Origin of the sequence: Pseudarthrobacter scleromae (genome assembly GCF_014644515.1) — a bacterium.
In the GTDB taxonomy this organism is placed as follows: Bacteria; Actinomycetota; Actinomycetes; order Actinomycetales; family Micrococcaceae; genus Arthrobacter; species Arthrobacter scleromae.
In genome coordinates this window covers 91,391-111,643 of the sequence record NZ_BMKV01000005.1, presented here as the reverse complement: position 1 = coordinate 111,643, position 20,253 = coordinate 91,391, and the positions used below count along the sequence as shown (strand labels likewise).

Annotated in this window: 23 protein-coding genes; 12 read left to right on the top strand and 11 right to left on the bottom strand. The window is 66.1% G+C overall.

What is annotated here, in order from left to right; all coding sequences use genetic code 11:
• Nucleotides 1-134: 134 nt before the first annotated feature.
• Entirely contained in the window at nt 135-1,544 is a 1,410-nt protein-coding gene (locus tag IEX33_RS13825) for an aldehyde dehydrogenase family protein (RefSeq protein WP_188731088.1), read from the top strand.
• Between the two features lie 113 nt (nt 1,545-1,657).
• On the opposite strand, the gene IEX33_RS13820 is transcribed toward IEX33_RS13825, so the two are convergent.
• Nucleotides 1,658-1,915 carry a metal-sensitive transcriptional regulator gene (locus tag IEX33_RS13820; RefSeq protein ID WP_066279770.1) on the bottom strand — a complete coding sequence of 86 codons (258 nt, stop codon included), beginning with the start codon at nt 1,913-1,915 and terminating at the stop codon, nt 1,658-1,660.
• Nucleotides 1,916-2,035: 120 nt separating this feature from the next.
• Here IEX33_RS13820 and IEX33_RS13815 point away from each other — a divergent pair, with 120 nt between their 5' ends.
• The 6 genes from IEX33_RS13815 (at nt 2,036) to IEX33_RS13790 (ending at nt 7,151) form a co-directional block, all read left to right on the top strand.
• The gene (locus IEX33_RS13815) at nt 2,036-2,659 is read left to right on the top strand and encodes a rhodanese-like domain-containing protein (RefSeq protein ID WP_188731086.1); all 624 of its coding nucleotides are present in this window, start codon (nt 2,036-2,038) and stop codon (nt 2,657-2,659) included.
• Nucleotides 2,656-3,555, top strand: a complete 900-nt coding sequence (locus IEX33_RS13810) for a sulfite exporter TauE/SafE family protein (RefSeq protein ID WP_188731084.1) — start codon at nt 2,656-2,658, stop codon at nt 3,553-3,555. The genes IEX33_RS13815 and IEX33_RS13810 overlap by 4 nt, the downstream gene beginning before the upstream one ends.
• A gap of 21 nt (nt 3,556-3,576) precedes the next feature.
• A complete protein-coding gene (locus IEX33_RS13805; protein ID WP_188731082.1) occupies nt 3,577-3,873 on the top strand; it encodes a rhodanese-like domain-containing protein in 297 nt (98 codons plus the stop codon).
• Nucleotides 3,874-3,929: 56 nt separating this feature from the next.
• Complete coding sequence (trxA, locus tag IEX33_RS13800; RefSeq protein ID WP_188731080.1) at nt 3,930-4,292, top strand: thioredoxin; 363 nt, start codon at nt 3,930-3,932, stop codon at nt 4,290-4,292.
• A gap of 109 nt (nt 4,293-4,401) precedes the next feature.
• Complete coding sequence (locus IEX33_RS13795; protein ID WP_188731077.1) at nt 4,402-5,814, top strand: MBL fold metallo-hydrolase; 1,413 nt, start codon at nt 4,402-4,404, stop codon at nt 5,812-5,814.
• A 125-nt stretch (nt 5,815-5,939) separates the two neighbouring features.
• The gene (locus tag IEX33_RS13790) at nt 5,940-7,151 is read left to right on the top strand and encodes an MFS transporter (RefSeq protein WP_188731075.1); all 1,212 of its coding nucleotides are present in this window, start codon (nt 5,940-5,942) and stop codon (nt 7,149-7,151) included.
• Between the two features lie 28 nt (nt 7,152-7,179).
• Here IEX33_RS13790 and IEX33_RS13785 read toward each other — a convergent pair whose 3' ends face one another.
• On the bottom strand, nt 7,180-7,530 hold the full coding sequence (locus tag IEX33_RS13785; RefSeq protein WP_188731073.1) for an ArsR/SmtB family transcription factor: 351 nt from the start codon (nt 7,528-7,530) through the stop codon (nt 7,180-7,182).
• 99 nt (nt 7,531-7,629) lie between these two features.
• Here IEX33_RS13785 and arsB point away from each other — a divergent pair, with 99 nt between their 5' ends.
• The 5 genes from arsB (at nt 7,630) to IEX33_RS13760 (ending at nt 12,285) form a co-directional block, all read left to right on the top strand.
• Nucleotides 7,630-8,724, top strand: coding sequence for an ACR3 family arsenite efflux transporter (gene arsB, locus IEX33_RS13780; protein WP_188731071.1), 1,095 nt, complete (start codon nt 7,630-7,632; stop codon nt 8,722-8,724).
• Nucleotides 8,725-8,750: 26 nt separating this feature from the next.
• Complete coding sequence (locus IEX33_RS13775; protein WP_188731069.1) at nt 8,751-9,173, top strand: arsenate reductase ArsC; 423 nt, start codon at nt 8,751-8,753, stop codon at nt 9,171-9,173.
• A gap of 59 nt (nt 9,174-9,232) precedes the next feature.
• Nucleotides 9,233-10,210, top strand: coding sequence for a thioredoxin-disulfide reductase (trxB, locus tag IEX33_RS13770; protein WP_188731707.1), 978 nt, complete (start codon nt 9,233-9,235; stop codon nt 10,208-10,210).
• A gap of 226 nt (nt 10,211-10,436) precedes the next feature.
• Nucleotides 10,437-11,813, top strand: coding sequence for an FAD-dependent oxidoreductase (locus tag IEX33_RS13765; RefSeq protein WP_188731068.1), 1,377 nt, complete (start codon nt 10,437-10,439; stop codon nt 11,811-11,813).
• A 31-nt stretch (nt 11,814-11,844) separates the two neighbouring features.
• Nucleotides 11,845-12,285 carry an arsenate-mycothiol transferase ArsC gene (locus IEX33_RS13760; protein ID WP_188731066.1) on the top strand — a complete coding sequence of 147 codons (441 nt, stop codon included), beginning with the start codon at nt 11,845-11,847 and terminating at the stop codon, nt 12,283-12,285.
• A 49-nt stretch (nt 12,286-12,334) separates the two neighbouring features.
• On the opposite strand, the gene IEX33_RS13755 is transcribed toward IEX33_RS13760, so the two are convergent.
• From IEX33_RS13755 to IEX33_RS13715, 9 genes are all read right to left on the bottom strand, one after another.
• Nucleotides 12,335-12,721 carry a hypothetical protein gene (locus IEX33_RS13755; protein ID WP_188731705.1) on the bottom strand — a complete coding sequence of 129 codons (387 nt, stop codon included), beginning with the start codon at nt 12,719-12,721 and terminating at the stop codon, nt 12,335-12,337.
• Between the two features lie 182 nt (nt 12,722-12,903).
• Nucleotides 12,904-13,596 carry an urea ABC transporter ATP-binding subunit UrtE gene (gene urtE / locus IEX33_RS13750; protein WP_188731064.1) on the bottom strand — a complete coding sequence of 231 codons (693 nt, stop codon included), beginning with the start codon at nt 13,594-13,596 and terminating at the stop codon, nt 12,904-12,906.
• The gene (gene urtD / locus IEX33_RS13745; protein ID WP_229675385.1) at nt 13,589-14,398 is read right to left on the bottom strand and encodes an urea ABC transporter ATP-binding protein UrtD; all 810 of its coding nucleotides are present in this window, start codon (nt 14,396-14,398) and stop codon (nt 13,589-13,591) included. The genes urtE and urtD overlap by 8 nt, the downstream gene beginning before the upstream one ends.
• The gene (gene urtC, locus IEX33_RS13740; RefSeq protein ID WP_188731062.1) at nt 14,395-15,555 is read right to left on the bottom strand and encodes an urea ABC transporter permease subunit UrtC; all 1,161 of its coding nucleotides are present in this window, start codon (nt 15,553-15,555) and stop codon (nt 14,395-14,397) included. The genes urtD and urtC overlap by 4 nt, the downstream gene beginning before the upstream one ends.
• Nucleotides 15,552-16,436 carry an urea ABC transporter permease subunit UrtB gene (gene urtB / locus IEX33_RS13735; protein WP_188731060.1) on the bottom strand — a complete coding sequence of 295 codons (885 nt, stop codon included), beginning with the start codon at nt 16,434-16,436 and terminating at the stop codon, nt 15,552-15,554. The genes urtC and urtB overlap by 4 nt, the downstream gene beginning before the upstream one ends.
• Before the next feature lie 34 nt (nt 16,437-16,470).
• Nucleotides 16,471-17,736, bottom strand: coding sequence for an urea ABC transporter substrate-binding protein (gene urtA, locus IEX33_RS13730; protein WP_104188591.1), 1,266 nt, complete (start codon nt 17,734-17,736; stop codon nt 16,471-16,473).
• A gap of 319 nt (nt 17,737-18,055) precedes the next feature.
• A complete protein-coding gene (locus IEX33_RS13725) occupies nt 18,056-18,481 on the bottom strand; it encodes a heat shock protein transcriptional repressor HspR (RefSeq protein WP_066279799.1) in 426 nt (141 codons plus the stop codon).
• Between the two features lie 15 nt (nt 18,482-18,496).
• Nucleotides 18,497-19,468 carry a DnaJ C-terminal domain-containing protein gene (locus IEX33_RS13720; protein ID WP_188731058.1) on the bottom strand — a complete coding sequence of 324 codons (972 nt, stop codon included), beginning with the start codon at nt 19,466-19,468 and terminating at the stop codon, nt 18,497-18,499.
• Nucleotides 19,469-19,546: 78 nt separating this feature from the next.
• Nucleotides 19,547-20,251 carry a nucleotide exchange factor GrpE gene (locus tag IEX33_RS13715; protein WP_188731056.1) on the bottom strand — a complete coding sequence of 235 codons (705 nt, stop codon included), beginning with the start codon at nt 20,249-20,251 and terminating at the stop codon, nt 19,547-19,549.
• Between the last annotated feature and the right edge of the window lie 2 nt (nt 20,252-20,253).

Here is a 20,253-nt window from a genome sequence, read left to right as displayed (position 1 = left end):
CTCTAGGCTGTTCCCTCCACGTCAAGGGCCCTGCGCCCAAACACAAGAGGCCCGGATCGGGCGTACAGCACACTGGAAAGCAACCCGCCAGGCCAACCGGCCGGCGTCCTTGCCTACTCGAAGTGGAGTACACCATGGAAACCTACGATGCGCTTCTGGCGTCCGTTTCTGCCGAACCCGGTACCGGCCGGACCATCCTGGACCCCGCCACGGGAGAGCCCGTAGGCGAAGCCCCCGTCCACAGCCTCGAGTACCTCGAGGCGGCAGTCTCCGCCGCACAGGAAGCGCAGCCGGCGTGGGCGGCGCTGGGCCACAGCGCGAGGTCGGCCGCGCTCCTCAAAGCAGCCGACGCCGTCGAACGTTCCGCCGAGGAACTCGCCCAGCTGCTCTCCCGCGAGCAGGGCAAACCCCTGAACGGCCCCAACGCCCGGTTCGAAGTGGGTGCCTGCGTGGCCTGGCTGCGCGCCACAGCCAACCTGCCGCTTGAGCCCGAAACGATCGTGGACGACGGCCAGACCCGCGCCGAACTCCACTACAAGCCCATCGGGGTCGTGGCCGCGATCGGCCCGTGGAACTGGCCCATGATGATCGCCATCTGGCAGATCGCCCCCGCCCTGCGCATGGGCAACGCCGTGGTGGTCAAGCCCTCCGGCAACACCCCGCTCTCCGTCCTGGCGCTGGCCACCGTCCTGAACGAGGAACTCCCGGAAGGCATCCTCTCAGTGGTCTCCTGCGGCCGGGAAGTAGGAGCCCGGCTCACGGACCACCCCGCCATCGGCAAGATCATGTTCACCGGCTCCACTGCTGCCGGCCGCGCCATCATCAAATCCTCCGCCGACACCGTCAAGCGCCTCACCCTGGAACTTGGCGGGAACGACGCCGGCATCGTCCTGCCCGACGCCGACCCCAAGGCCATCGCCGAAGATGTTTTCTGGGGCGCCTTCCTGAACACCGGCCAGACCTGTGCGGCCCTCAAGCGCCTCTACGTCCACACCGACATCTATGATGCCGTCTGCGAAGAACTCACCGCCGTCGCCGCCGCAATGCCCATGGGCAACGGCCTCGACGAGGACAACGTCCTGGGTCCCCTGCAGAACAAGGCACAGTACGACGTCGTTGCAGGCCTCGTGGAGGCAGCAAAGGCTTCCGGCGCACGCGTCCTGCTGGGCGGAAATCCAAAGCCGGACCAGCCCGGCTACTTCTACCCCACCACCTTGGTCGCGGACATCGACAACGACAACCCGCTCGTTGCCGAGGAACAGTTCGGCCCCGCACTGCCCATCATCCGCTACAGCACCATCGATGAAGCGGTGGAAAAGGCCAACGCCCTGGAGGTCGGACTCGGCGCCTCCGTCTGGTCTTCGGATGTTTCAGCAGCCCGCGGGGTCGCAAGCCGGATCCAGGCCGGCACCGTCTGGATCAACAGGCACGGCGCCGTGGACCCGCGGATCCCCTTTGGCGGCGCGAAGCAGTCCGGGTACGGACTGGAGTTCGGCGTCGAGGGCCTCAAAGCCCTCGGTGTACCGCAGGTCATCAACGGCTGAAACCTGACACGGCAAGAGGGGCACTGCACGCCGACGCGTGCAGTGCCCCTCTTGCGTTTGCCCGCGGTGGCGGGGATCAGCCAGCCTAAAGGCCCGGGCCGGGGCCAGTGTGGTTACGCCAGGGAAAGGAAGAGCTTCTCCAGCTCTTTCCTGTCCATGGTGCTGTCCTCGCGGACAATGCACTGCTCCAGGCCGCTGGCGATGATCGCGAAGCCAGCCCTGTCCAGCGCCTTGGATACGGCGGCGAGCTGCGTGACGATGTCCTTGCAGTCCCTGCCCTCCTCCAGCATCCGCGTCACAGCGGCGAGCTGGCCCTGGGCGCGCTTGAGGCGGTTGACCACTGGGGCCAGTTCAGTCGAGTCGAGTTCCATGAGGTCTCCGTAGGTGGGTTCGTGCCTCCAACTATATACCCCTCGGGGTGTTTTGACTACCCCCCGGGGTATCTGTAATACTCGGTGGGGTATTCACCTTCCCCCAACGAGAGGCCAGCAATGACTTCCCCTTCCACCGCACCCGCCGTTACCGCACTAGCCCCTGAAACCCTCCAGTCCTGGTTCAAAGAGCACCAGGACCTCGTGGTGATCGACGTGCGTTCGGCTGCGGAGTTCGAGTCCATGCATATCCGCGGCTCTTACAACGTGCCGCTGCCGTTGCTGTCCGAGCACACGGATGAGCTCGCCGCCCGGCTGGGGTCCCGCGTGGTCCTGGTCTGCCAGTCCGGCGTGCGCGCCGAGCAGGCCCGCCAGCGCCTTGCCAAGGCCGGAATCGATACCGCCTACGTCCTGACCGGCGGCGCACCCGGCTTCGCCGCTGCCGGCGGTGACGTGGTCAAGGGCAAGGACCGCTGGGACCTGGAGCGGCAGGTCCGCCTTGTGGCCGGCTCCCTGGTGGTCCTGGGCCTGGCCGGCGGCAAGTTCGTTTCCCCGAAGATCCGGACGCTTGCCGGGGTCATCGGCACGGGCCTGACCTTCTCCGCAGCCACCAACACCTGCGCCATGGGCCAGGCCATCTCGGCCATGCCGTGGAATAAGGCCGCCAAGGAGCCCACCCGCGAAAGCGCCATCCTTGCCCTGCCCGTCAACACCGAGGTGAATGCCGAGGCCAAGGCATCATGACCCTCACCCTCATCCTGGTCCTGGCCCTCTCGGTGGTCATCGGACTCTCGCTCGGCGTGCTGGGCGGCGGCGGATCGATCCTGACAGTCCCGATCCTGGTCTACGTGGCCGGGTTCGAGGCCAAGGAAGCCATCGCAGCCTCGCTGTTCGTCGTCGGCGTCACCTCCGCGGTGAGCGTGTTCAGCCACGCCCGCGGCGGCAGGGTGATGTGGCGGACCGGACTGATCTTCGGCGCCGCCGGCATGGCCGGCGCGTTCGTCGGCGGGCTGCTGGGCGGGCACATCCCCGGCCAGATCCTGCTCATCGCCTTCGCCATCATGATGGTGGCCACGTCCGTGGCCATGCTCCGCGGCCGGAAAAAGAAGAACGACGACGGCGCGCCGCCGGTCAAGCACGAACTGCCCCTGGGCAGGGTGCTGCTGGACGGCGCCGTGGTCGGGCTCGTCACCGGCCTGGTGGGCGCGGGCGGCGGGTTCCTGGTGGTCCCGGCCCTTGCACTCCTGGGCGGCCTGCCGATGTCCGTTGCCGTGGGCACCTCCCTGGTGGTCATCGCCATGAAGTCCTTCGCCGGGCTCGCCGGATACCTCACCACGGTCCAGCTCGATTGGGGCATCACCCTCGGCGTGACCGCGGCTGCCATCGTTGGCACCCTGGCCGGCTCCAAACTCGCCGGCCGCATCCCCGAAGCCGCCCTGCGCAAGGCGTTCGGCTGGTTCGTCCTGGCGATGGGAACCTTCGTCCTCATCCAGCAGGCCCCTGCCGACCTGCGGTGGTTCATCGCCGCCGGAGTCGCAGCCCTGACGGCAGCAACCGCGGGCGTCTGCTGGTTCTTCATCAGCTCGTGCCCCCTGCGCAACCGCACCGGCCGGCGCAGCAACGTCCCCTCACCCGCCTGACCCCGCCAAAGGAGAAACACCATGGCTGAAATCACCATCACCGAAGCAGAACAGCGTCGCTCCACCGCCCGCATCCTCGATGTCCGCGAGGACTTCGAGGTCGAGGAAGGCATGATCCCCGGCGCCCTGCACATCCCCATGGGCCAGCTGCAGGCACGCCTGTCCGAACTGGACCCCGCCGTCCCCGTCATTACGGTCTGCCGCAGCGGCAACCGTTCAGCCCGCGTGGCCGACGCCCTCAACGGAGCTGGCTTCACCGCGGACACCATGGCCGGCGGAATGATCGCCTGGACCCGCGCCGGCCTCCCCACCGCCTGACCCCTGCAATTCTGCAACCTCCCGCCACCACAACGCCCGAAAGGACACGAAAGACGATGGCAACCATCGACGTCACCGAACAGAGCTTCGCCGAGACCCTGGAGAACAGCGAGATCGTCTTCGTTGACTTCTGGGCAGCCTGGTGCGGCCCCTGCCGCATGTTCGCCCCCACTTACGGGAAGGCCGCCGAACGGCACCCGGACATCACCTTCGCCAAGGTGGACACAGAAGCCGAACAGGCGCTTGCCGCAGCAGCGAAGATCACCTCCATCCCCACGCTGATGGCCTTCAAGGACAAGACACTGGTCTTCTCCCAGCCCGGAGCCCTCAACGCCACCGGCCTGGAAAAAGTCATCCAGGCCGTCAAGAACCTGGATATGGACAAACTCCGGGCTGATACAGCCCAGCAGCCCGCCTGACCCAGGCACGGATTGCCCGCGCATATCCCTCGTTGCGGTATACCCCCAGGGGTATTACACTTGAATCAACACCTCCCCCAAACACCTACTCCACGAAGGAGAGCACCAGATGCTTATCGAGCGTATTTACGATGAAGACCTCGCCCAGGCCAGCTACCTGATTGGCTGCCAGGCCAAGGGTGAAGCCATCGTGGTGGACGGCCGCCGCGACATCGCGGTGTACCAGGATCTTGCCGCAAAGAACGGCATGAAGATCGTTGCCGTCACCGAAACCCACATCCACGCCGACTACCTTTCCGGCACCCGTGAACTGGCCGCCGCCACCGGCGCGAAGATCTACGTCTCCGGCGAGGGCGGACCGGACTGGCAGTACGAATTCGACGGCGAACGCCTCTACGACGGCGACGCCATCACCCTGGGCAACATCACCATCAAGGCCCTCCACACCCCCGGCCACACCCCCGAGCACCTGTCCTTCCTGGTGACCGACGGCGCCTTCAGCGACCAGCCCGGCTACCTGCTCTCGGGCGACTTCGTCTTCTCCGGCGACCTGGGCCGGCCGGACCTGCTGGACGAGGCAGCCGGCGGCATCGACACCCGCTTCGAAGGGGCCAAGCAGCTCTTCGCCAGCCTGCGGGACAAGTTCCTCACCCTCCCCGACTACGTCCAGGTCCACCCCGCCCACGGCGCCGGCAGCGCCTGCGGCAAGGCCCTGGGCGCCATCCCCTCCTCCACCGTGGGCTACGAGCGCCTCTACGCCTGGTGGGGCCCCTACCTCGCCGCCAACGACGAACAGGGCTTCATCAACGAACTCCTCGACGGCCAGCCCGACGCCCACGCCTACTTCGGCCGGATGAAGCGCGAGAACCGTGAAGGCCCGGCCATCATGGGCGAACGCACCCCGCTGCCCGAGCTCGCACCCGGAATCGTTGCTGCAGGCCTGGCGGAGGACACCCTGACCTTCATCGACACCCGCTCCAACAGCGAGGTCCACGAAGGCACGGTAGCCCGCTCCCTGAACGTGCCGGCAGGCAAGTCCGTGGCCAGCTACGGCGCCTGGGTGGTGAACCCCGAGACGGACAAGAACCCGCTGGTACTGCTGGCACCGGACCAGGAAGCCGCCATGGACATGTGGGACCACCTGGTCCGCATCGGCATCGACAACGTGGCCGGCTACCTCACCAGCATCGACGGGCTCCCCACGGCAACCCCCAAGCTCATCCAGCCCGAGGAACTCGACGGATTTGACGCCGCCATGGTCCTGGACGTCCGCAACAAAACCGAGCACACCGCCGGGCACATCCCCGGCTCCCACCAGCTCAGCGGCGGCCGCGTCATGTGGCACCTGGACGAACTGCCGGCCAACGGAACAATCGTCACCTACTGCCAGTCCGGCGTCCGGAACTCCGTGGCAGCCAGCGCCCTGCGCCGGGCCGGGTACGACGTCGTCGAACTCGACGGCAGCTACGCCGCCTGGAACGCCTGGCAGCAGACGCGACAGAACGCCGTCTCAGCTAAGTAAACCCCTAAGACCGCCCGGGCTGGTCCCCCCTCCGGCCCGGGCAGCCCGGGTGCGCGCCCCCGCGCGCACCCGGGCAACCTTATGTCCCCCCGAATTCTGTCCCCACGACGAACGGAGCACTCCGCATGGAGGGCAGCATCCTCCCGCGCCATGGCCGGGGATCGGCCGGTACCGTGCTGGGGCTTAGGCAAAACCTGGCCCAGTTCATGCTCCTGGTGGCAGTCAACGCCCTGGTGGGCGGCACGCTGGGCCAAGAGCGCACTGTGCTGCCACTGCTTGCAGACCAGGTCTTTGGCCTGGGCCAGTACACGGCAGCCCTGACGTACATCGTTGCGTTCGGTGTGGCCAAAGCTGCCACCAACTACTTCGCCGGAACACTCTCGGACCGCTACGGCCGGAAACCTGTGCTTGTGGCGGGCTGGCTCATTGCACTCCCGGTCCCGCTCCTGCTGATCTTTGGTGATTCCTGGGGCCTGATCGTCGCGGCCAACGTGGTGCTGGGCATCAGCCAGGGCCTCACGTGGTCCACCACGGTGATGATGAAGATGGACCTTGTGGGCCCCGAACGCCGGGGACTGGCCATGGGACTCAACGAAGCCGCCGGCTACCTCGGCGTTGCCGGCACTGCGCTGGCCACCGGCTACATCGCCTCAAGCTTCGGCCTGCGGCCCTGGCCGTTCCTGCTTGGCGCAGCCTTCATCGCCATAGGGTTGGGGCTGTCCGTACTGACAGTGCGCGAGACACACCACCACGCCAAGGCCGAGGCCGCGGGCCATGTCTCCATCCATGCGGAAGCAGGGGCCGGCCTGGGCACCCGGGAAGTCTTTACGCTCACCAGCTTCCGGGACAGGTCCTTGTCCTCCATCAGCCAGGCCGGCCTGGTGAACAACCTCAACGACGGCCTGACCTGGGGGCTGTTTCCTGTCCTTTTCGCCGCGGCGGGACTCGGTATTGAACACATCGGCATCCTCGCCGCGGCCTACCCGGCCGTGTGGGGTGCGGGGCAAATGGTCACGGGCCCCCTCTCGGACCGCATCGGCCGCAAACCGCTCATCGCCGGAGGCATGCTGGTCCAAGCCGCGGCACTGGCCATGGTCTATCCCACGCTCCTCGCGGCGATTGGCGACGTCGCCCATCCACTCTGGCGGGCACGTTCCGTGGGAATCTACCGGCTGTGGCGCGACGGCGGCTTCGCTGTGGGGGCCCTGCTTTCCGGGGTGCTTGCCGATGCTTACGGCATCCCGGCGGCTGTGCTTGCGGTTGCTGCCATCACCGCGGCCTCCGGCGTGCTGGTGGCCGTGCGAATGCGCCGGACGGACCACCACCGGCGCGGCTGAGTTCAGCGCAGTTCATCCGGAGGCGCCGTTACAGCGCTGAAAGAATGCCGGCGATGTCGTCCATCACGCCGGGCACCAGTGAGTAGTAGGCCCAGGTGCCGCGCTTTTCCCGGTGCAGGATCCCGGCTTCCACCAGGATCTTCAGGTGGTGGGAAACGGTGGGCTGCCCCAGGTCCAGGGGCTCCGTCAGATCGCAGACGCAGGACTCCCCCGATTCCTCCGCCCTAACGATGGACAGCAAACGCAGGCGGTTGGGATCGGCCAGGGCCTTGAAGACCAGGGCTTTCCGCTGGGCCTCTTCGCTGCCCAGCACCGGCTTGTCCGAGGGAACGCAGCATGAAGCGTCGACGGCGGGAGCAGCAGTGTGGAGGAGGTTCATGACACCCATTATGCACATAGATTGACATTCATCGATATAGCTGGCAATACTTCCTATATCGACTTTCATCAATCTATTACCGAGCAGCGCAGGAGACCCGTGAGCACCCGGACCGAGATACCGCCCACCCAAGGGGAAGAGGCCGTCGTCGGCAAACTCTCCACCCTCGATCGCTTCCTCCCCGTATGGATCATCGCCGCTATGGCCCTCGGCCTCCTGCTCGGAAACCTGGTCCCCGGCCTCAACACAGCCCTGGAAGCCGTCAAGGTGGGCGAAGTGTCGCTGCCCATCGCCGCAGGCCTGCTGGTCATGATGTACCCGGTCCTGGCGAAGGTCCGCTACGACCAGACCCGCCGCGTGATCGGTGACAGGAAGCTCATGATCTCCTCCCTGGTGATCAACTGGCTCCTGGCCCCGGCGTTTATGTTCGTCCTGGCCTGGGTCTTCCTCGCGGACCTTCCCGAGTACCGGACGGGCCTGATCATCGTGGGCCTGGCCCGCTGCATTGCCATGGTGATGATCTGGAACGACCTCGCCTGCGGGGACAGGGAATCCGCCGCGGTCCTGGTGGCCATCAACTCCGTTTTCCAGGTGGTGGCCTTCGGTGCACTCGGCTGGTTCTACCTGCAGCTCCTGCCATCCTGGCTTGGCCTGCCCACCACCAGCGCGGACTTTTCCTTCTGGGCCATCACCCTCTCGGTGCTGATCTTCCTGGGCATCCCGCTGCTCGCCGGGTTCCTCACCCGCACCCTCGGCGAAAAAGCCAAGGGCCGCGACTGGTACGAGGGCACCTTCCTTCCCAAGCTCGGCCCGTGGGCGCTCTACGGGCTGCTGTTCACCATCACCCTCCTCTTCGCCCTGCAGGGCGAAACCATCACCGCCCGCCCGCTGGACGTTGCCCGGATCGCCCTTCCGCTGCTGGTCTACTTCGTGGTGGTGTTCGGTGCCGGCATGCTGATCGGCAAATGGCTGGACCTCGGCTACGCCAAAACCACCACGCTCGCCTTCACTGCCGCGGGAAACAACTTCGAGCTGGCCATCGCCGTGGCGATTGGCACCTTCGGCGTGACGTCCGGGCAAGCCCTGGCCGGCGTCGTCGGCCCCTTGATTGAAGTGCCGGCACTTGTTGCACTTGTATACGCCGCACTGTGGGCGCGAAAGCGTTTCTTCACCCCCGCCACCGCTTCCCTTTGACCACCGCCACACCCCGGGAGAACACCATGACCACCGAATCCGCCAAGAAGCCCTCCGTCCTGTTCGTCTGCGTCCACAACGCCGGCCGCTCCCAGATGGCCGCCGCCTTCCTCACCAGCCTCTCCAAGGGCGCCATCGAGGTGCGCTCCGCAGGCTCCCAGCCTGCGGACAGGATCAACCCCTCCGCCGTCGAGGCGATGGCGGAGGTGGGCATCGACATGTCCGCGGAGGTCCCCAAAGTCCTGACCACCGAGGCCGTGAAGGAATCCGACGTCGTCATTACCATGGGCTGCGGCGACGAATGCCCGTACTTCCCGGGCAAGCGCTACGAGGACTGGGTCCTGGAGGACCCGGCCGGCAAGGGCGTGGAGTCCGTCCGCCCCATCCGCGACGAGATCAGGGGCCGGATCGAGGACCTGATCGCGTCCCTGACCCCAGCCGCCAAGTAGATCCCCAAGATTCCGGACCCCAGGAGATTCCCGTGAGCGAGACCGCGAACGCAGAGACCGTGACCACAGAACAGCTGATCATCATCGGTTCCGGCCCTGCCGGCTACACCGCCGCCATCTACGCCGCCCGCGCCGGGCTGGAGCCCCTGGTCCTGGCCGGCTCGGTCACCGCCGGCGGGGCACTGATGAACACCACGGAAGTAGAGAACTTCCCCGGCTTCCCGGGCGGCATCCAGGGCCCCGAACTGATGGACGGGCTGCAGCAGCAGGCGGAAAAGTTCGGCGCAAAGGTAGTGTTCGACGACGTCACGGAGGTTGCGCTGTCAGGCCACCTCAAGCGCGTGGTCACCGGCGGCGGCGACGTGCACGAGGCGCCCGCCGTCATCCTCGCCACGGGTTCCGCCTACAAGGAGCTCGGACTGCCCGAGGAGAAGAAGCTCAGCGGCCACGGTGTGTCCTGGTGCGCCACCTGCGACGGGTTCTTCTTCCGCGAGCAGGACATCATTGTGGTGGGCGGCGGGGATTCCGCCATGGAGGAGGCGATGTTCCTGACCCGGTTCGGCAAGTCCGTCACCGTCGTCGTCCGCAAGGGTGAACTCCGCGCCTCCCGCATCATGGCGCAGCGGGCCAAGGACAACCCCAAGATCAGCTTCGCGTGGAATTCGGCCATCACCGCCATCCACGGTGACAGCAAGGTCACCGGCGTCACGCTCACTGACACCCGCACCGGGGAAACGCGGGAACAGGCCGCCACGGGCATTTTCGTCGCGATTGGCCACGTCCCCCGCACCGAACTGGTGGCCGGGCAGGTGGACCTGGACGAGGAGGGGTACATCAAGGTGGACTCCCCCACCACGGTCACCAACCTCTCAGGCGTCTTTGCCTGCGGGGATGCCGTGGACCACCGCTACCGGCAGGCCATCACCGCCGCCGGCACCGGCTGCGCCGCTGCCCTCGACGCGGAACGCTACCTCGCAGCGCTCAAGGACGCGGACAGCATCGCCACCGCCCTGGTGGAAGAACCAACCCACGCCTAGAAGCACTCTCAAGGGAGGGGGTGAGCTGAATGCGTACAGGATGCTGCTGCGACGACGATTCCTGCGACGACGATTCCTGCACTGACCAGGACTGCTGCTAAACCCAGCACGCCCCCTCCCCCCAACTAGGTAGCAGCAGGTGTCGTTATGAGCCCTCAAAACGACACCTACTGCTACCTAGTTGGGCCGCCCACCGCGCAAACCTACGGATGAAACAGAGGACACCATGGACGCAGCACAGAACCTTCCCGTTGCCGTGATCGGCGCCGGACCCGTGGGCCTGGCCGCGGCGGCCCACCTGCTGGAGCGCGGCCTTGAGCCGCTCATCCTTGAGGCAGGCACGACGGCGGGAGCGGCCATTGACCAGTGGCGGCACATCCGCCTGTTCTCGCCTTGGCGGTTCAACCTCGATGCCGCCGCGGTGCGCCTGCTGGAATCCGCCGGATGGGAAGCCCCCCGCCCCACCGCGCTGCCGTACGGCGGGGAACTCGTGGACAACTACCTGGCACCGCTGGCTGGGCTGCCGGAGATTGCATCCCGGCTGCAGACCGGAGCCCGCGTGGTCGCCGTGACCCGGGCGGGGATGGACAAGACCCACACCCGCAACCGGGACACCACACCCTTCACCGTCCGGGTGGAGCACGCGGACGGCGAAACACGTGACCACACCGTCGCCGCCGTCATCGACGCGTCCGGAACCTGGTCCCGCCGCAACCCGTTGGGCACCTCCGGCCTTCCCGCCATCGGCGAAAACACTGCAGCGGACCGGATCTCCGCTCCGCTGCCGGACGTTACAGGCCGGGACCGGGCGGCGTTCGCCGGACGCCGCGTCCTGGTGGTGGGCGCTGGCCACTCCGCCGCCAACACGCTGACCAGCCTCGCCGACCTCACCAGGGAAGAGCCGGAGACCCGGATCCTCTGGACCGTCCGTGGCGCCTCGGCGGCGAAAGTCTACGGCGGCCGCGACGCCGACGGCCTTCCCGCCCGTGGGCAGCTCGGCGGCCGCGTCCGGCGCCTGGTGGAGGCAGGAAAAATCGAACTCCACACCGGCTTCGGCATCAGCTCATTGAAGTCCCTCGACTCCCATGTGACGGTGGAAGCCGCAGATGGCCGGACCCTTGAAGCCGACGTCGTGGTCCCCTGCACCGGTTTCCGCCCCGACCTGGACATCCTCCGCGAAATCCGGCTGGAACTCGATCCCGCCGTCGAGGCTCCCCGTGAGCTCGGCCCCCTGATCGACCCGGAATTCCACTCCTGCGGCACCGTCCCTCCGCACGGCGCCAGGCTCCTCGCCCACCCGGACAAGGACTTCTATATCGTGGGCATGAAGTCCTACGGCCGGGCACCCACCTTCCTCCTCGCCACCGGGTACGAGCAGGTCCGCTCGGTGGTGGCCGCGCTGGCCGGGGACCGCGAGGCCGCCGACACCGTCCAGCTGGAGCTTCCCGAGACCGGCGTCTGCTCCACGGACGCGGGTAGCAGCTGCGACATCCCGTCCCCAGCAACGGCAGCCGGGCCAGATGCCGGCTGCTGCTCAGCCCCCGAGCCCGTCCTGGTGGGCTTTCCCACCGGACTTTCCCACGGCCGCTCCGGCGGCAACTAGATCCCTGACCATCGACCTCCGGAGCAGCGCCATGTCCAACCCGAGCCACCAGGCACCCACGTCCAACAAACCCGCCGTCCTTTTTGTCTGCAGCAAGAACGGCGGCAAATCCCAGCTCGCCGCCGGCCTGATGAACCAGGTGGCCAACGGGAGCGTCACCGTGTACTCGGCCGGCACCACACCGGGAAAGTCCCTGAACCCCCAGGCCGTGGAGTCACTCACCGAGCTGGGCATCGACATCAGCGGCGAACACCCCAAGCCTGTTACCGGGGAAGTCCTGGACGCCGTGGACGCTGTGATCGTGCTGGGGACGGAAGCGAAACTGGAGCCCCGCGAGGGTACCCGTTTCGAAGTGTGGGAGACCGACGAGCCGTCGGAGCGCGGCGTCGAGGGGATGGAGCGCATGCGCCTGGTGCGCGACGACATCAGGTCCCGCGTCCTAAACCTCTATGAAGAGCTGACTGCCGGCTAGCAGCAGAGCCTTCCGGCAGCCAGGGCCCGAGCGGCTGCAGCCTCCCGCGCTACCCCATCGCGGGTGCGGCGGCGGTCCGTCCGGCAGACTGGCGGCGTGCCCAGCGGGCCAGCTTCTTGCCCTTGCCCTTCCACCAGTTGTCCTCGTCCTTGTCGTGGTGCAGGCGGAAGATGATGGCTACCAGCACGAACATGCCCATGACCACGTCGATCCAAGACCACAGCACCAGGGCGATGAGTACCGTCAGGCCGTTGACGATGATGGACGGAATCGCGAGGGTGCGGAAGACCGTGCTGGCCAGGTAGCGCCGGTGGGACCTGGGGACGGACAATGCGCGCACCATATCGAAGCAGACACACACCACCACTACCGTCTGTCCGATGGCCAGCAGCATCTGGCCGGGAATCGAGCCGCTGAACGCTGCCACCGACTCCATCCCCGGGCTCACCGGCGCCCCTCAACGGCAGGGCGGCAAAAAATGAAACCACACATGGAAAAACCCCCAGAAACTTGGACCACTGCTGCTGATCCAGCAGTGGTTCCATTGAAGTTTCCGGGGGCTCCGGTGGTCACGAGTAGTGGGTACTCTATTTCCGGCCGGCCCACAGTGTCCGGTACTCAAATAAGCATCGCCTTCCGGACGTCAGCCGCCGATCCGGCACCGCCAGCCCCTGAAGAGGAGACCCTTCCGGCTGAGAGGACGTAGTAGCTGTCCGCGGCCTGCAAGGCAAAGCCGATGTGCTGCTCCACCAGAAGGATACTCATTCTGTTGCGTTGGGACAGCTGGATAATGGTCGCTTCGATCTCGGCCACGATGTTGGGCTGGATGCCCTCGGTGGGTTCGTCAAGGATCAGCAGGCGCGGGTCTGTGATGAGTGCCCGGGCGATGGCAAGTTGCTGCCGCTGACCGCCCGAGAGCAGCCCTGCCCGCCGGGCCAGCAATGGCCGGAGCGCCGGAAACATGTCCAGGGCCTCAGCAACACGCTCGGCGCCGTTCCTGCGCCCGTCTGCCACGAGCTGCAGGTTTTCCATGACGGACAGCTGCCCGAACGACTGCTGGCCCTGCGGCACATAGGCCATTCCACGGTCTACCCGCCGGTGCGGGGGGAGCGCTGAGATGTCCTCGCCGTCAAGGCAGATGCGCCCCGCCATAGGTTTGAGAAGCCCGACGACGGCGCGCAGCAGCGTTGTCTTGCCGGCGCCGTTGTGCCCCAGGACAGAGACAACGGCACCGTCCGGGATGGTCAGGCTGACCCCGGAGATCACCTGGGTTCGGCCGTACCCGGTCTGCAGATTTTCAATCTCAAGCATCGGAGGCCTCCACTCCAGAGGACCCCAGATAGACATCCTGAACCTTCTTGTCAGCCTGCACCTGCGCCACGCTTCCTTCACTGAGAACCTTGCCCGCTGCGAGGACGGTAACCGACGTTGCGTACTCCCTGACGAAGTCCATGTCGTGTTCAACCACTACGGTGATTCGGCTGGCGGCGATCCGGCGCAGCAGCTCCCCGGTTTCCCCGCGCTCATCCTGGCTCATCCCCGCGATTGGCTCGTCCAGCAGGAGGACGTCCGAATTCTGGACCAGAAGCATCCCGATCTCCAGCCATTGCTTTTGTCCGTGGGCGAGGATACCCGCCATTTTCCCGGCCGCACCTTCGAGTCCAATGATCTCCAGCGCTTCTTCCACGGCCGCGTCCACGGTCTTGCGGCGCCGGAGCATTCGAAGCGGCCCGCGGCCGGAACCGGCAGCGATGTCCAGGTTTTGGAGGACGGAAAGGTTCTCGAACACGCTGGCGGTCTGAAACGTGCGCCCTACGCCCAGCCGGGCGACTTGATGCACCTTGCGTCCGAGAATCTCCGTGCCCGTGTGGTTCACTGATCCCGTGGCGGGGACCAGCCCTGTGATCGCATCGATCACGGTGGTCTTCCCGGCGCCGTTCGGACCGATCAGGAACCGCAGGTCGCCCTGGGTTACGTCCAGGCTGACCTTGTCCACGGCGAGGAATCCGTCAAAGGAAACGGACAGATCGCGGACTTCCAGGTACTTCGGCCGGCCATGGCGAAGCCCTCCGGCGCGCGGCTCACCGTCAGGGAGCAGGGTGGGCATGGTCATCTGCGGGCCTCCTCAGGCATGGCGGCTTCCTCTTCGGGTTTAGGTGGTGTTGCCAGGGACGCCGGCACCGGGGCAGCCGGCAGCGCCGGCGTTGATGCTGCCGTGCTGAGCTTGCCCCGCCTGCCGATCAGCGACGGCAACGAGGCCAGCCCGCCCGGCATGAAGCCGATGACCAGGATGAACAGCAGGCCCTGGAAGTACACCCAGAAGGAGGGAAAGGTAGAGGACAGGGCGGACTGGGCGGCGGCGACGCTCACGGCACCAAGCACCGGTCCGAGGAGCGTGGCCCTGCCGCCGATTGCCACGCCGATGAGGAATGCGATGGAAGGAATCACGCCTACATCCGCCGGGGAGATGATGCCGACGAGCGGTACGAACAACGCGCCCGCAATGCCTGCCAGGACAGCGGCAACCACGTAGGTGACCGTTTTGATGGTGGCCGGGTCATAGCCCAGGAAGCGGACACGTTCCTCCTGGTCCCGGACTGCAACGAGCAACTCCCCGAACCTGCTGTGCATGAGTTGCCGTGCAAGGGCAATGGACAGCAGGAGGACAATTGCCGCGATCAGGTACAGCATTACCTTGTTGTTCGGGTCCTTCAGGTCAAAGCCGAAAAACGACCGGAACCCGCTGAGCCCGTTTGAACCACCGGTGGTGGCTTGCTGGCCGATCAGGAACACCGCGAAAGCGGCCGCAAGGGCCTGGCTGAGGATTGCGAAATAGGCGCCTTTGACGCGGCGCTTGAAGACTGCCAGGCCCAGGACGAGGGCTACGAGCCCCGGTACCAGCACCACCGCCATCAGCGTCACAACGGGACTCCGGAACGGTTCCCACCAGCCCGGCACCTCGCCGCTGCCGTACAGGGACATGAAGTCCGGCACTCCGGACCCGCCGAAGAGCGAAGCGTCTGCGAGCTTCATGTGCATGGCCATGATGTAGGCGCCAAGCCCGAAAAACACCCCCTGGCCCAGGGTCAGCATGCCGCCCCGTCCCCACGCCAGGCCTATCCCCACTGCCACGATCGCGAAGCAGAGGAACTTCCCCAGCAGGCCCAGGCTGAACACCGGAAGCACCGCGGGGGCAACTCCCAGCAGCAGGAGCGCGCCGAGAGTGAATCCGGCTGTGGTACCCAACCGTCCGCGCAGCAGGCCCATCATGCCAGGCTCCTCGTCTTGAGGCTGAAGATGCCCTGCGGCCGAAGCTGGAGGAACACCACGATCACTATCAGGATGAGGACCTTGCCAATGCTTGCTGTCGTCGAATACTCGAAGACGGACTGCAGCACTCCCAGGGCGAACGCCGCGATGACAGCCCCCTTGACCTGGCCTATGCCGCCGGCCACCACCACCAGGAAGGCATCCACGATGTAGCTGGTGCCGAGGTAGGGGCTGGTTGAACCTATGAGGGTAACGGCCACGCCGGCTACTCCGGCCAGGCCGGAGCCGATGAAGAACGTCAGCTGGTCGCTTCGCCGGGTTGAGATGCCGCTGGTTTCTGCCAGGTCCCTGTTCAGCACCACAGCCCGGATGCGGCGGCCCAGCGGCGTGCCCCTGAGGAGAAGGACCAGTCCGGCCAGGCACAACAGTGAGAGCGCCAGGATAAAGAGCCGGGTCAGCGGGATCGGCGCGCCCAGCACCTCGATGTTTCCCTGCAGCCAGGCTGGTGCGCGCACATCAACGCTGGGTGCGCCGAAGATGTCCCGTGCTGCCTGCTGCAGGACGAGCGCCACCCCGAAGGTGACCAGGAGCGTGTCCAGGGGCCGGTGATACATGCGGCGCAACAGCACCGCTTCCAGAACCAGTCCCAGGACACCACCCACCAGGAAACCCGCGGGAATGGAAACCAGCAGTGATACGCCGGCGTCGGCGATGGCCTGCTGGACCACGAAGGCCGTGTAGGCCCCGGCCATCATGAACTCGCCATGGGCCATGTTGATGACCCCCATCTGGCCGAACGTCAGCGACAGTCCCAGTGCCGCGAGGAGCAACACGGAACCGAGGCTGAGCCCGGCGAACATCTGCCCTATCAGGAGTTCCATTCCAGCAGGCCTTTCTTCGCTATGTCCCCAGTTGCTACTTGGCCAGGTCCTTGGCCCAGTCGTAGGTGGCCAGGAACGGATCCGGTTCAACGGCCTCGGGCGAGGACCAGACCGTGTCGATGAGGCCCTCAGAATTGATCTTTCCGATCCGGGGGGTCTTGGTGATGTGGTTGTTCTCCCCGTTTACCGTCACAAGGCCTTCGGGTGCTTCGAAGGTGACGCCGTCCGCCGCAGCCTGCACCTGGTCCACCTCAAATGACCCGGCCTTCTCCACCATGGCTTTCCAGAGGTACAGCGAGGTGTAAGCAGCCTCCATGGGGTCACTCGTCACCCGCTCAGCGCCGAACTTCGCTTTGAAGGCGGCGACGAATTTTTTGTTGGCCGGGGTGTCCAGGGTCTGGTAGTAGTCCCACGCGGTCAACTGCCCTTCCACGTTGTCCAGGCCGACGCCGGGGACTTCCTCCTCGGCAATGGAAACCGAGACGACGGGCATGGTGTCCGCTGTCAGGCCAACGCTCTTGTACTGGCGGAAGAACGCCACATTGCTGTCGCCATTGAGGGTATTGAAGACTGCATCGGCCTTCGAATCCCGGACTTTGTTGACAATGGTGGAAAATTCCGTGGAACCAAGCGGGGTGTACTCTTCCCCAAGGATTTCGATGCCCTTGGCGGCGGCATAGGCCTGGATGATCTTGTTGGCCGTCCGCGGGAAGACGTAATCGCTGCCTACCAGGAAAAGCGACGTTGTTCCCTGCTCGGCCAGGTAGTCAAGGGCCGGAATGATCTGCTGGTTGGTGGTGGCCCCGGTGTAGAAGATGTTCTTCGATGACTCCAGGCCTTCATACTGCACCGGATAAAACAGCAGTGCGTCGTTGGCTTCGAAGACGGGAAGCATGGCCTTGCGGCTTGACGAGGTCCAGCCGCCGAATACGGCCGCGGTGCAATCCTGCTGGATCAGTTTTCCGGCGCGCTCGGCAAACTTCGTCGGTTCGCTGGCGCCATCCTCACTGACCACTTGGAGCTGTTTGCCCAGGACGCCGCCGGACGCGTTTATTTCCTCGGCAGCCAGGGTCAGGGAGTCGAACACTGTGCTCTCGCTGATGGCCATGGTGCCGGACAAGGAATTGATGAAGCCCACTTTGATGCTGTCGCCCGACGTGTCCACACAGGACGTGCCGGTGCTGGCTGTGGAGCCCGCGGATGCCGGATCCGCAATTTGACTGCCGCAGCCCGCCAAAGCTGTGGCCACGGCGGCCGCCGCAAGGGGAAGGAAAGCGCGCTTGTGAACCGAAACCTTCATGTGTACCTGCTTCTCACTCCGCCGCTGCCTGGGGCAGCGGCTCGCCTCCGAGGTCCCGGGAAGAGACCCCTTGCGATGAATGTAGGAGCGGATTGTTTCGGTTTCGCGGCGGTTGGTTTCTGAACCGTTTCGTCCCGGCTCATGGTTGCCGCCAGATGCAGGGTGTCTGCGGGAAAAGCGGCCTGATTGCAGGGAAGGGATGGAATGAAAGTTAACGTGGGGGAAACGTTCCGGGCCGTAATCTTGGCCCGCTGGGCGGACATAAACCAGCGGACCGTTGATGGCCAGGGTCCACCGGCGGTTCCTTCAGGCGCAGCACCTACCTGCCGATGGCACGCGGCCGCCACAGCACCACGGCCTGGGACCGCGGGCGCGGGCGCTGGCCGCGCGCCAGGCTCACCACGTCGCCGGCAGCGCCCGCCGCGAAGATCCGGGCGTCCAGCGGCTGCCGCCGCCGGCCAAGTTCCTCGGTCAGTTCCGAGACCCTGCTCTGCAGGGCGGCCACCTGGTTCTCCAGTTCCAGGATCCGCTTGATTCCTTCCAGCGAGACGCCTTCCTGCGACAACCGCTGCACTTCACGGAGCATGTTGATATCCCGCTGCGAGTAGCGGCGGGACTTGCCGGGCGCACGGCTGGGCGAGACGATGCCCAGCCGGTCGTACTGCCGGAGCGTCTGGGGGTGCATGTCCGCGAGTTCAGCCGCGACCGAAATCACGAAGATAGGCTGGTCAGCACTGACGTCCACAGCACACCTCCCCTGCTACAACCGGGCCTTGGCGGCCAGGCCCTCACGGACATCGGCTCCGGCCGTGGCCTCGGCAAACGCCTTGACCGCGGCTTCGGCTTCCTTGTTCAGGTTCTTGGGAACGGCGACGTCGATGGTCACCAGCAGGTCGCCGGTTCCCTTGGACGTCTTCACGCCTTTGCCCTTGACCCGCAGGGTGCGGCCCGACGGCGTACCGGCCGGCACACGGACCCGCACCTTTTCGCCGTCGATGGTGGGCACCTCGATGTCCGCTCCCAAAGCAGCCTCGGGGAAGGTGACGGGGACGTGGATGCGGAGGTTGTCGCCGTCGCGCGTGTAGAACGCATGCGGCTGGACGGCGACGGACACCACCAGGTCTCCGTAACCGGCGGCGCCAGGCTGGCCCTTCCCCCGGACGCGGACCTTCTGGCCGTCCTTGATGCCGGCGGGCACCCGGACGTCGATCACTTCGCCGCTGGGTTCCCGCAAGCCGATGGTGGTGCCGCGGATGGCTCCGGCGAAGGAAATGCTCGTGGAGGCCGTGCGGTCCGCGCCCTTCTGCGGGGTCCGCTGGAATCCGGTCTGGCCGAAGCCGCCGCCGAAGAGGTCAGCGAACTCCGGCGGGATGCCGCCCGCGGAGGGGTTGAACCCGCCCGCGTGCCGGCCGGTGTTGCCCGTGAACAGGCCACCGAACATGTCCTCGAACCCGGCGCTGCCCGCCCCGGCTCCGCCCGGCGCGAACCGGGCGCCGCCGCCCATGGCCCGGATGGCGTCATACTGCTGGCGCTCATCGGGATCCGAGAGCACGGAATAGGCCTCGGAGATGTCCTTGAACTTCTTCTCCGAAGCAGCGTTCCCCGCATTCGTGTCCGGGTGGTGCTGCCTGGCGAGCTTCCGGTATGCCTTCTTGATGTCGGCGTCGGAAGCGTCCTTGGCGATACCAAGGATCGCGTAAAAGTCCTTGTCCACCCAATCCTGGCTAGCCAATGGCGTTTCCTTTCAAAAAGTTATGGGTCGGTGGTTGAGCCAACCGGAAACTGGCCGGCTCAACCACCGAAAGTAATGCTACGCAGGTACTGCGACGATGACCTGTGCTGCCCGGAGGACGCGTTCGCCTGACTTGTAGCCTGAGCGGAGCACCTGGCTGACGGTGTCAACCTCGATGTCCTCGCCGGGCTGCTGGATCAGGGCCTCGTGGATCGTGGGATCGAACTCCACTCCGGTCTCGTCGATGCGGACCAGGCCGTACGTCTTCAGTGCGTTCTCCAGCTTGGTGGCGATCGCGGCAAACGGCCCGTCGGCCAGGTCGCCGTGCTGGCGGGCTGCGTCGACGTCGTCCAGGACCGGAAGCAGGGAGTTCAGGACGCCGATGACGGCCATTTCCCCTGCCACGGCGCGGTCGCGTTCAACGCGCTTGCGGTAGTTGACGTACTCGGCCTGCAGCCGGAGGAGGTCGTTCCGCAGCTCGGCCGCCTCAGCGTTGGCCGAACCCGTTCCAGCGGCACCCTGCGCCACGGATTCTTCCGCCGGCACCTCGACGCCGTTGAGGATCTCCTCAGCCTGGGCCAGGGCGTCGCCGTCGGAATCCGTGCCGGAAGCCGCACCTGCACCGTGGGAGGTGCTGCCCCCTTCAGGGTGCCGGGCCTGCCCGGTCACCGGGTCAACCTTGCGGTTGTCCCGGATGACCGGCTCATGGCTGTCACCCTTCTGGCCCGCGCGGTCGTGGTCGGTGGAAGTGTTGTGTTCTTCCTCGTTACCGTGATGGGGCATGG

What these genes read in the sequence shown, in the direction of transcription:
- IEX33_RS13825 (WP_188731088.1), top strand. Translation starts at nt 135, where the DNA reads ATGGAAACCTACGATGCGCTTCTGGCGTCCGTTTCTGCCGAACCCGGT.
- IEX33_RS13820 (WP_066279770.1), bottom strand. Translation starts at nt 1,915, where the DNA reads ATGGAACTCGACTCGACTGAACTGGCCCCAGTGGTCAACCGCCTCAAG.
- IEX33_RS13815 (WP_188731086.1), top strand. Translation starts at nt 2,036, where the DNA reads ATGACTTCCCCTTCCACCGCACCCGCCGTTACCGCACTAGCCCCTGAA.
- IEX33_RS13810 (WP_188731084.1), top strand. Translation starts at nt 2,656, where the DNA reads ATGACCCTCACCCTCATCCTGGTCCTGGCCCTCTCGGTGGTCATCGGA.
- IEX33_RS13805 (WP_188731082.1), top strand. Translation starts at nt 3,577, where the DNA reads ATGGCTGAAATCACCATCACCGAAGCAGAACAGCGTCGCTCCACCGCC.
- trxA (WP_188731080.1), top strand. Translation starts at nt 3,930, where the DNA reads ATGGCAACCATCGACGTCACCGAACAGAGCTTCGCCGAGACCCTGGAG.
- IEX33_RS13795 (WP_188731077.1), top strand. Translation starts at nt 4,402, where the DNA reads ATGCTTATCGAGCGTATTTACGATGAAGACCTCGCCCAGGCCAGCTAC.
- IEX33_RS13790 (WP_188731075.1), top strand. Translation starts at nt 5,940, where the DNA reads ATGGAGGGCAGCATCCTCCCGCGCCATGGCCGGGGATCGGCCGGTACC.
- IEX33_RS13785 (WP_188731073.1), bottom strand. Translation starts at nt 7,530, where the DNA reads ATGAACCTCCTCCACACTGCTGCTCCCGCCGTCGACGCTTCATGCTGC.
- IEX33_RS13775 (WP_188731069.1), top strand. Translation starts at nt 8,751, where the DNA reads ATGACCACCGAATCCGCCAAGAAGCCCTCCGTCCTGTTCGTCTGCGTC.
- IEX33_RS13765 (WP_188731068.1), top strand. Translation starts at nt 10,437, where the DNA reads ATGGACGCAGCACAGAACCTTCCCGTTGCCGTGATCGGCGCCGGACCC.
- IEX33_RS13760 (WP_188731066.1), top strand. Translation starts at nt 11,845, where the DNA reads ATGTCCAACCCGAGCCACCAGGCACCCACGTCCAACAAACCCGCCGTC.
- IEX33_RS13755 (WP_188731705.1), bottom strand. Translation starts at nt 12,721, where the DNA reads ATGGAGTCGGTGGCAGCGTTCAGCGGCTCGATTCCCGGCCAGATGCTG.
- urtE (WP_188731064.1), bottom strand. Translation starts at nt 13,596, where the DNA reads ATGCTTGAGATTGAAAATCTGCAGACCGGGTACGGCCGAACCCAGGTG.
- urtD (WP_229675385.1), bottom strand. Translation starts at nt 14,398, where the DNA reads ATGACCATGCCCACCCTGCTCCCTGACGGTGAGCCGCGCGCCGGAGGG.
- urtC (WP_188731062.1), bottom strand. Translation starts at nt 15,555, where the DNA reads ATGATGGGCCTGCTGCGCGGACGGTTGGGTACCACAGCCGGATTCACT.
- urtB (WP_188731060.1), bottom strand. Translation starts at nt 16,436, where the DNA reads ATGGAACTCCTGATAGGGCAGATGTTCGCCGGGCTCAGCCTCGGTTCC.
- urtA (WP_104188591.1), bottom strand. Translation starts at nt 17,736, where the DNA reads ATGAAGGTTTCGGTTCACAAGCGCGCTTTCCTTCCCCTTGCGGCGGCC.
- IEX33_RS13715 (WP_188731056.1), bottom strand. Translation starts at nt 20,251, where the DNA reads ATGCCCCATCACGGTAACGAGGAAGAACACAACACTTCCACCGACCAC.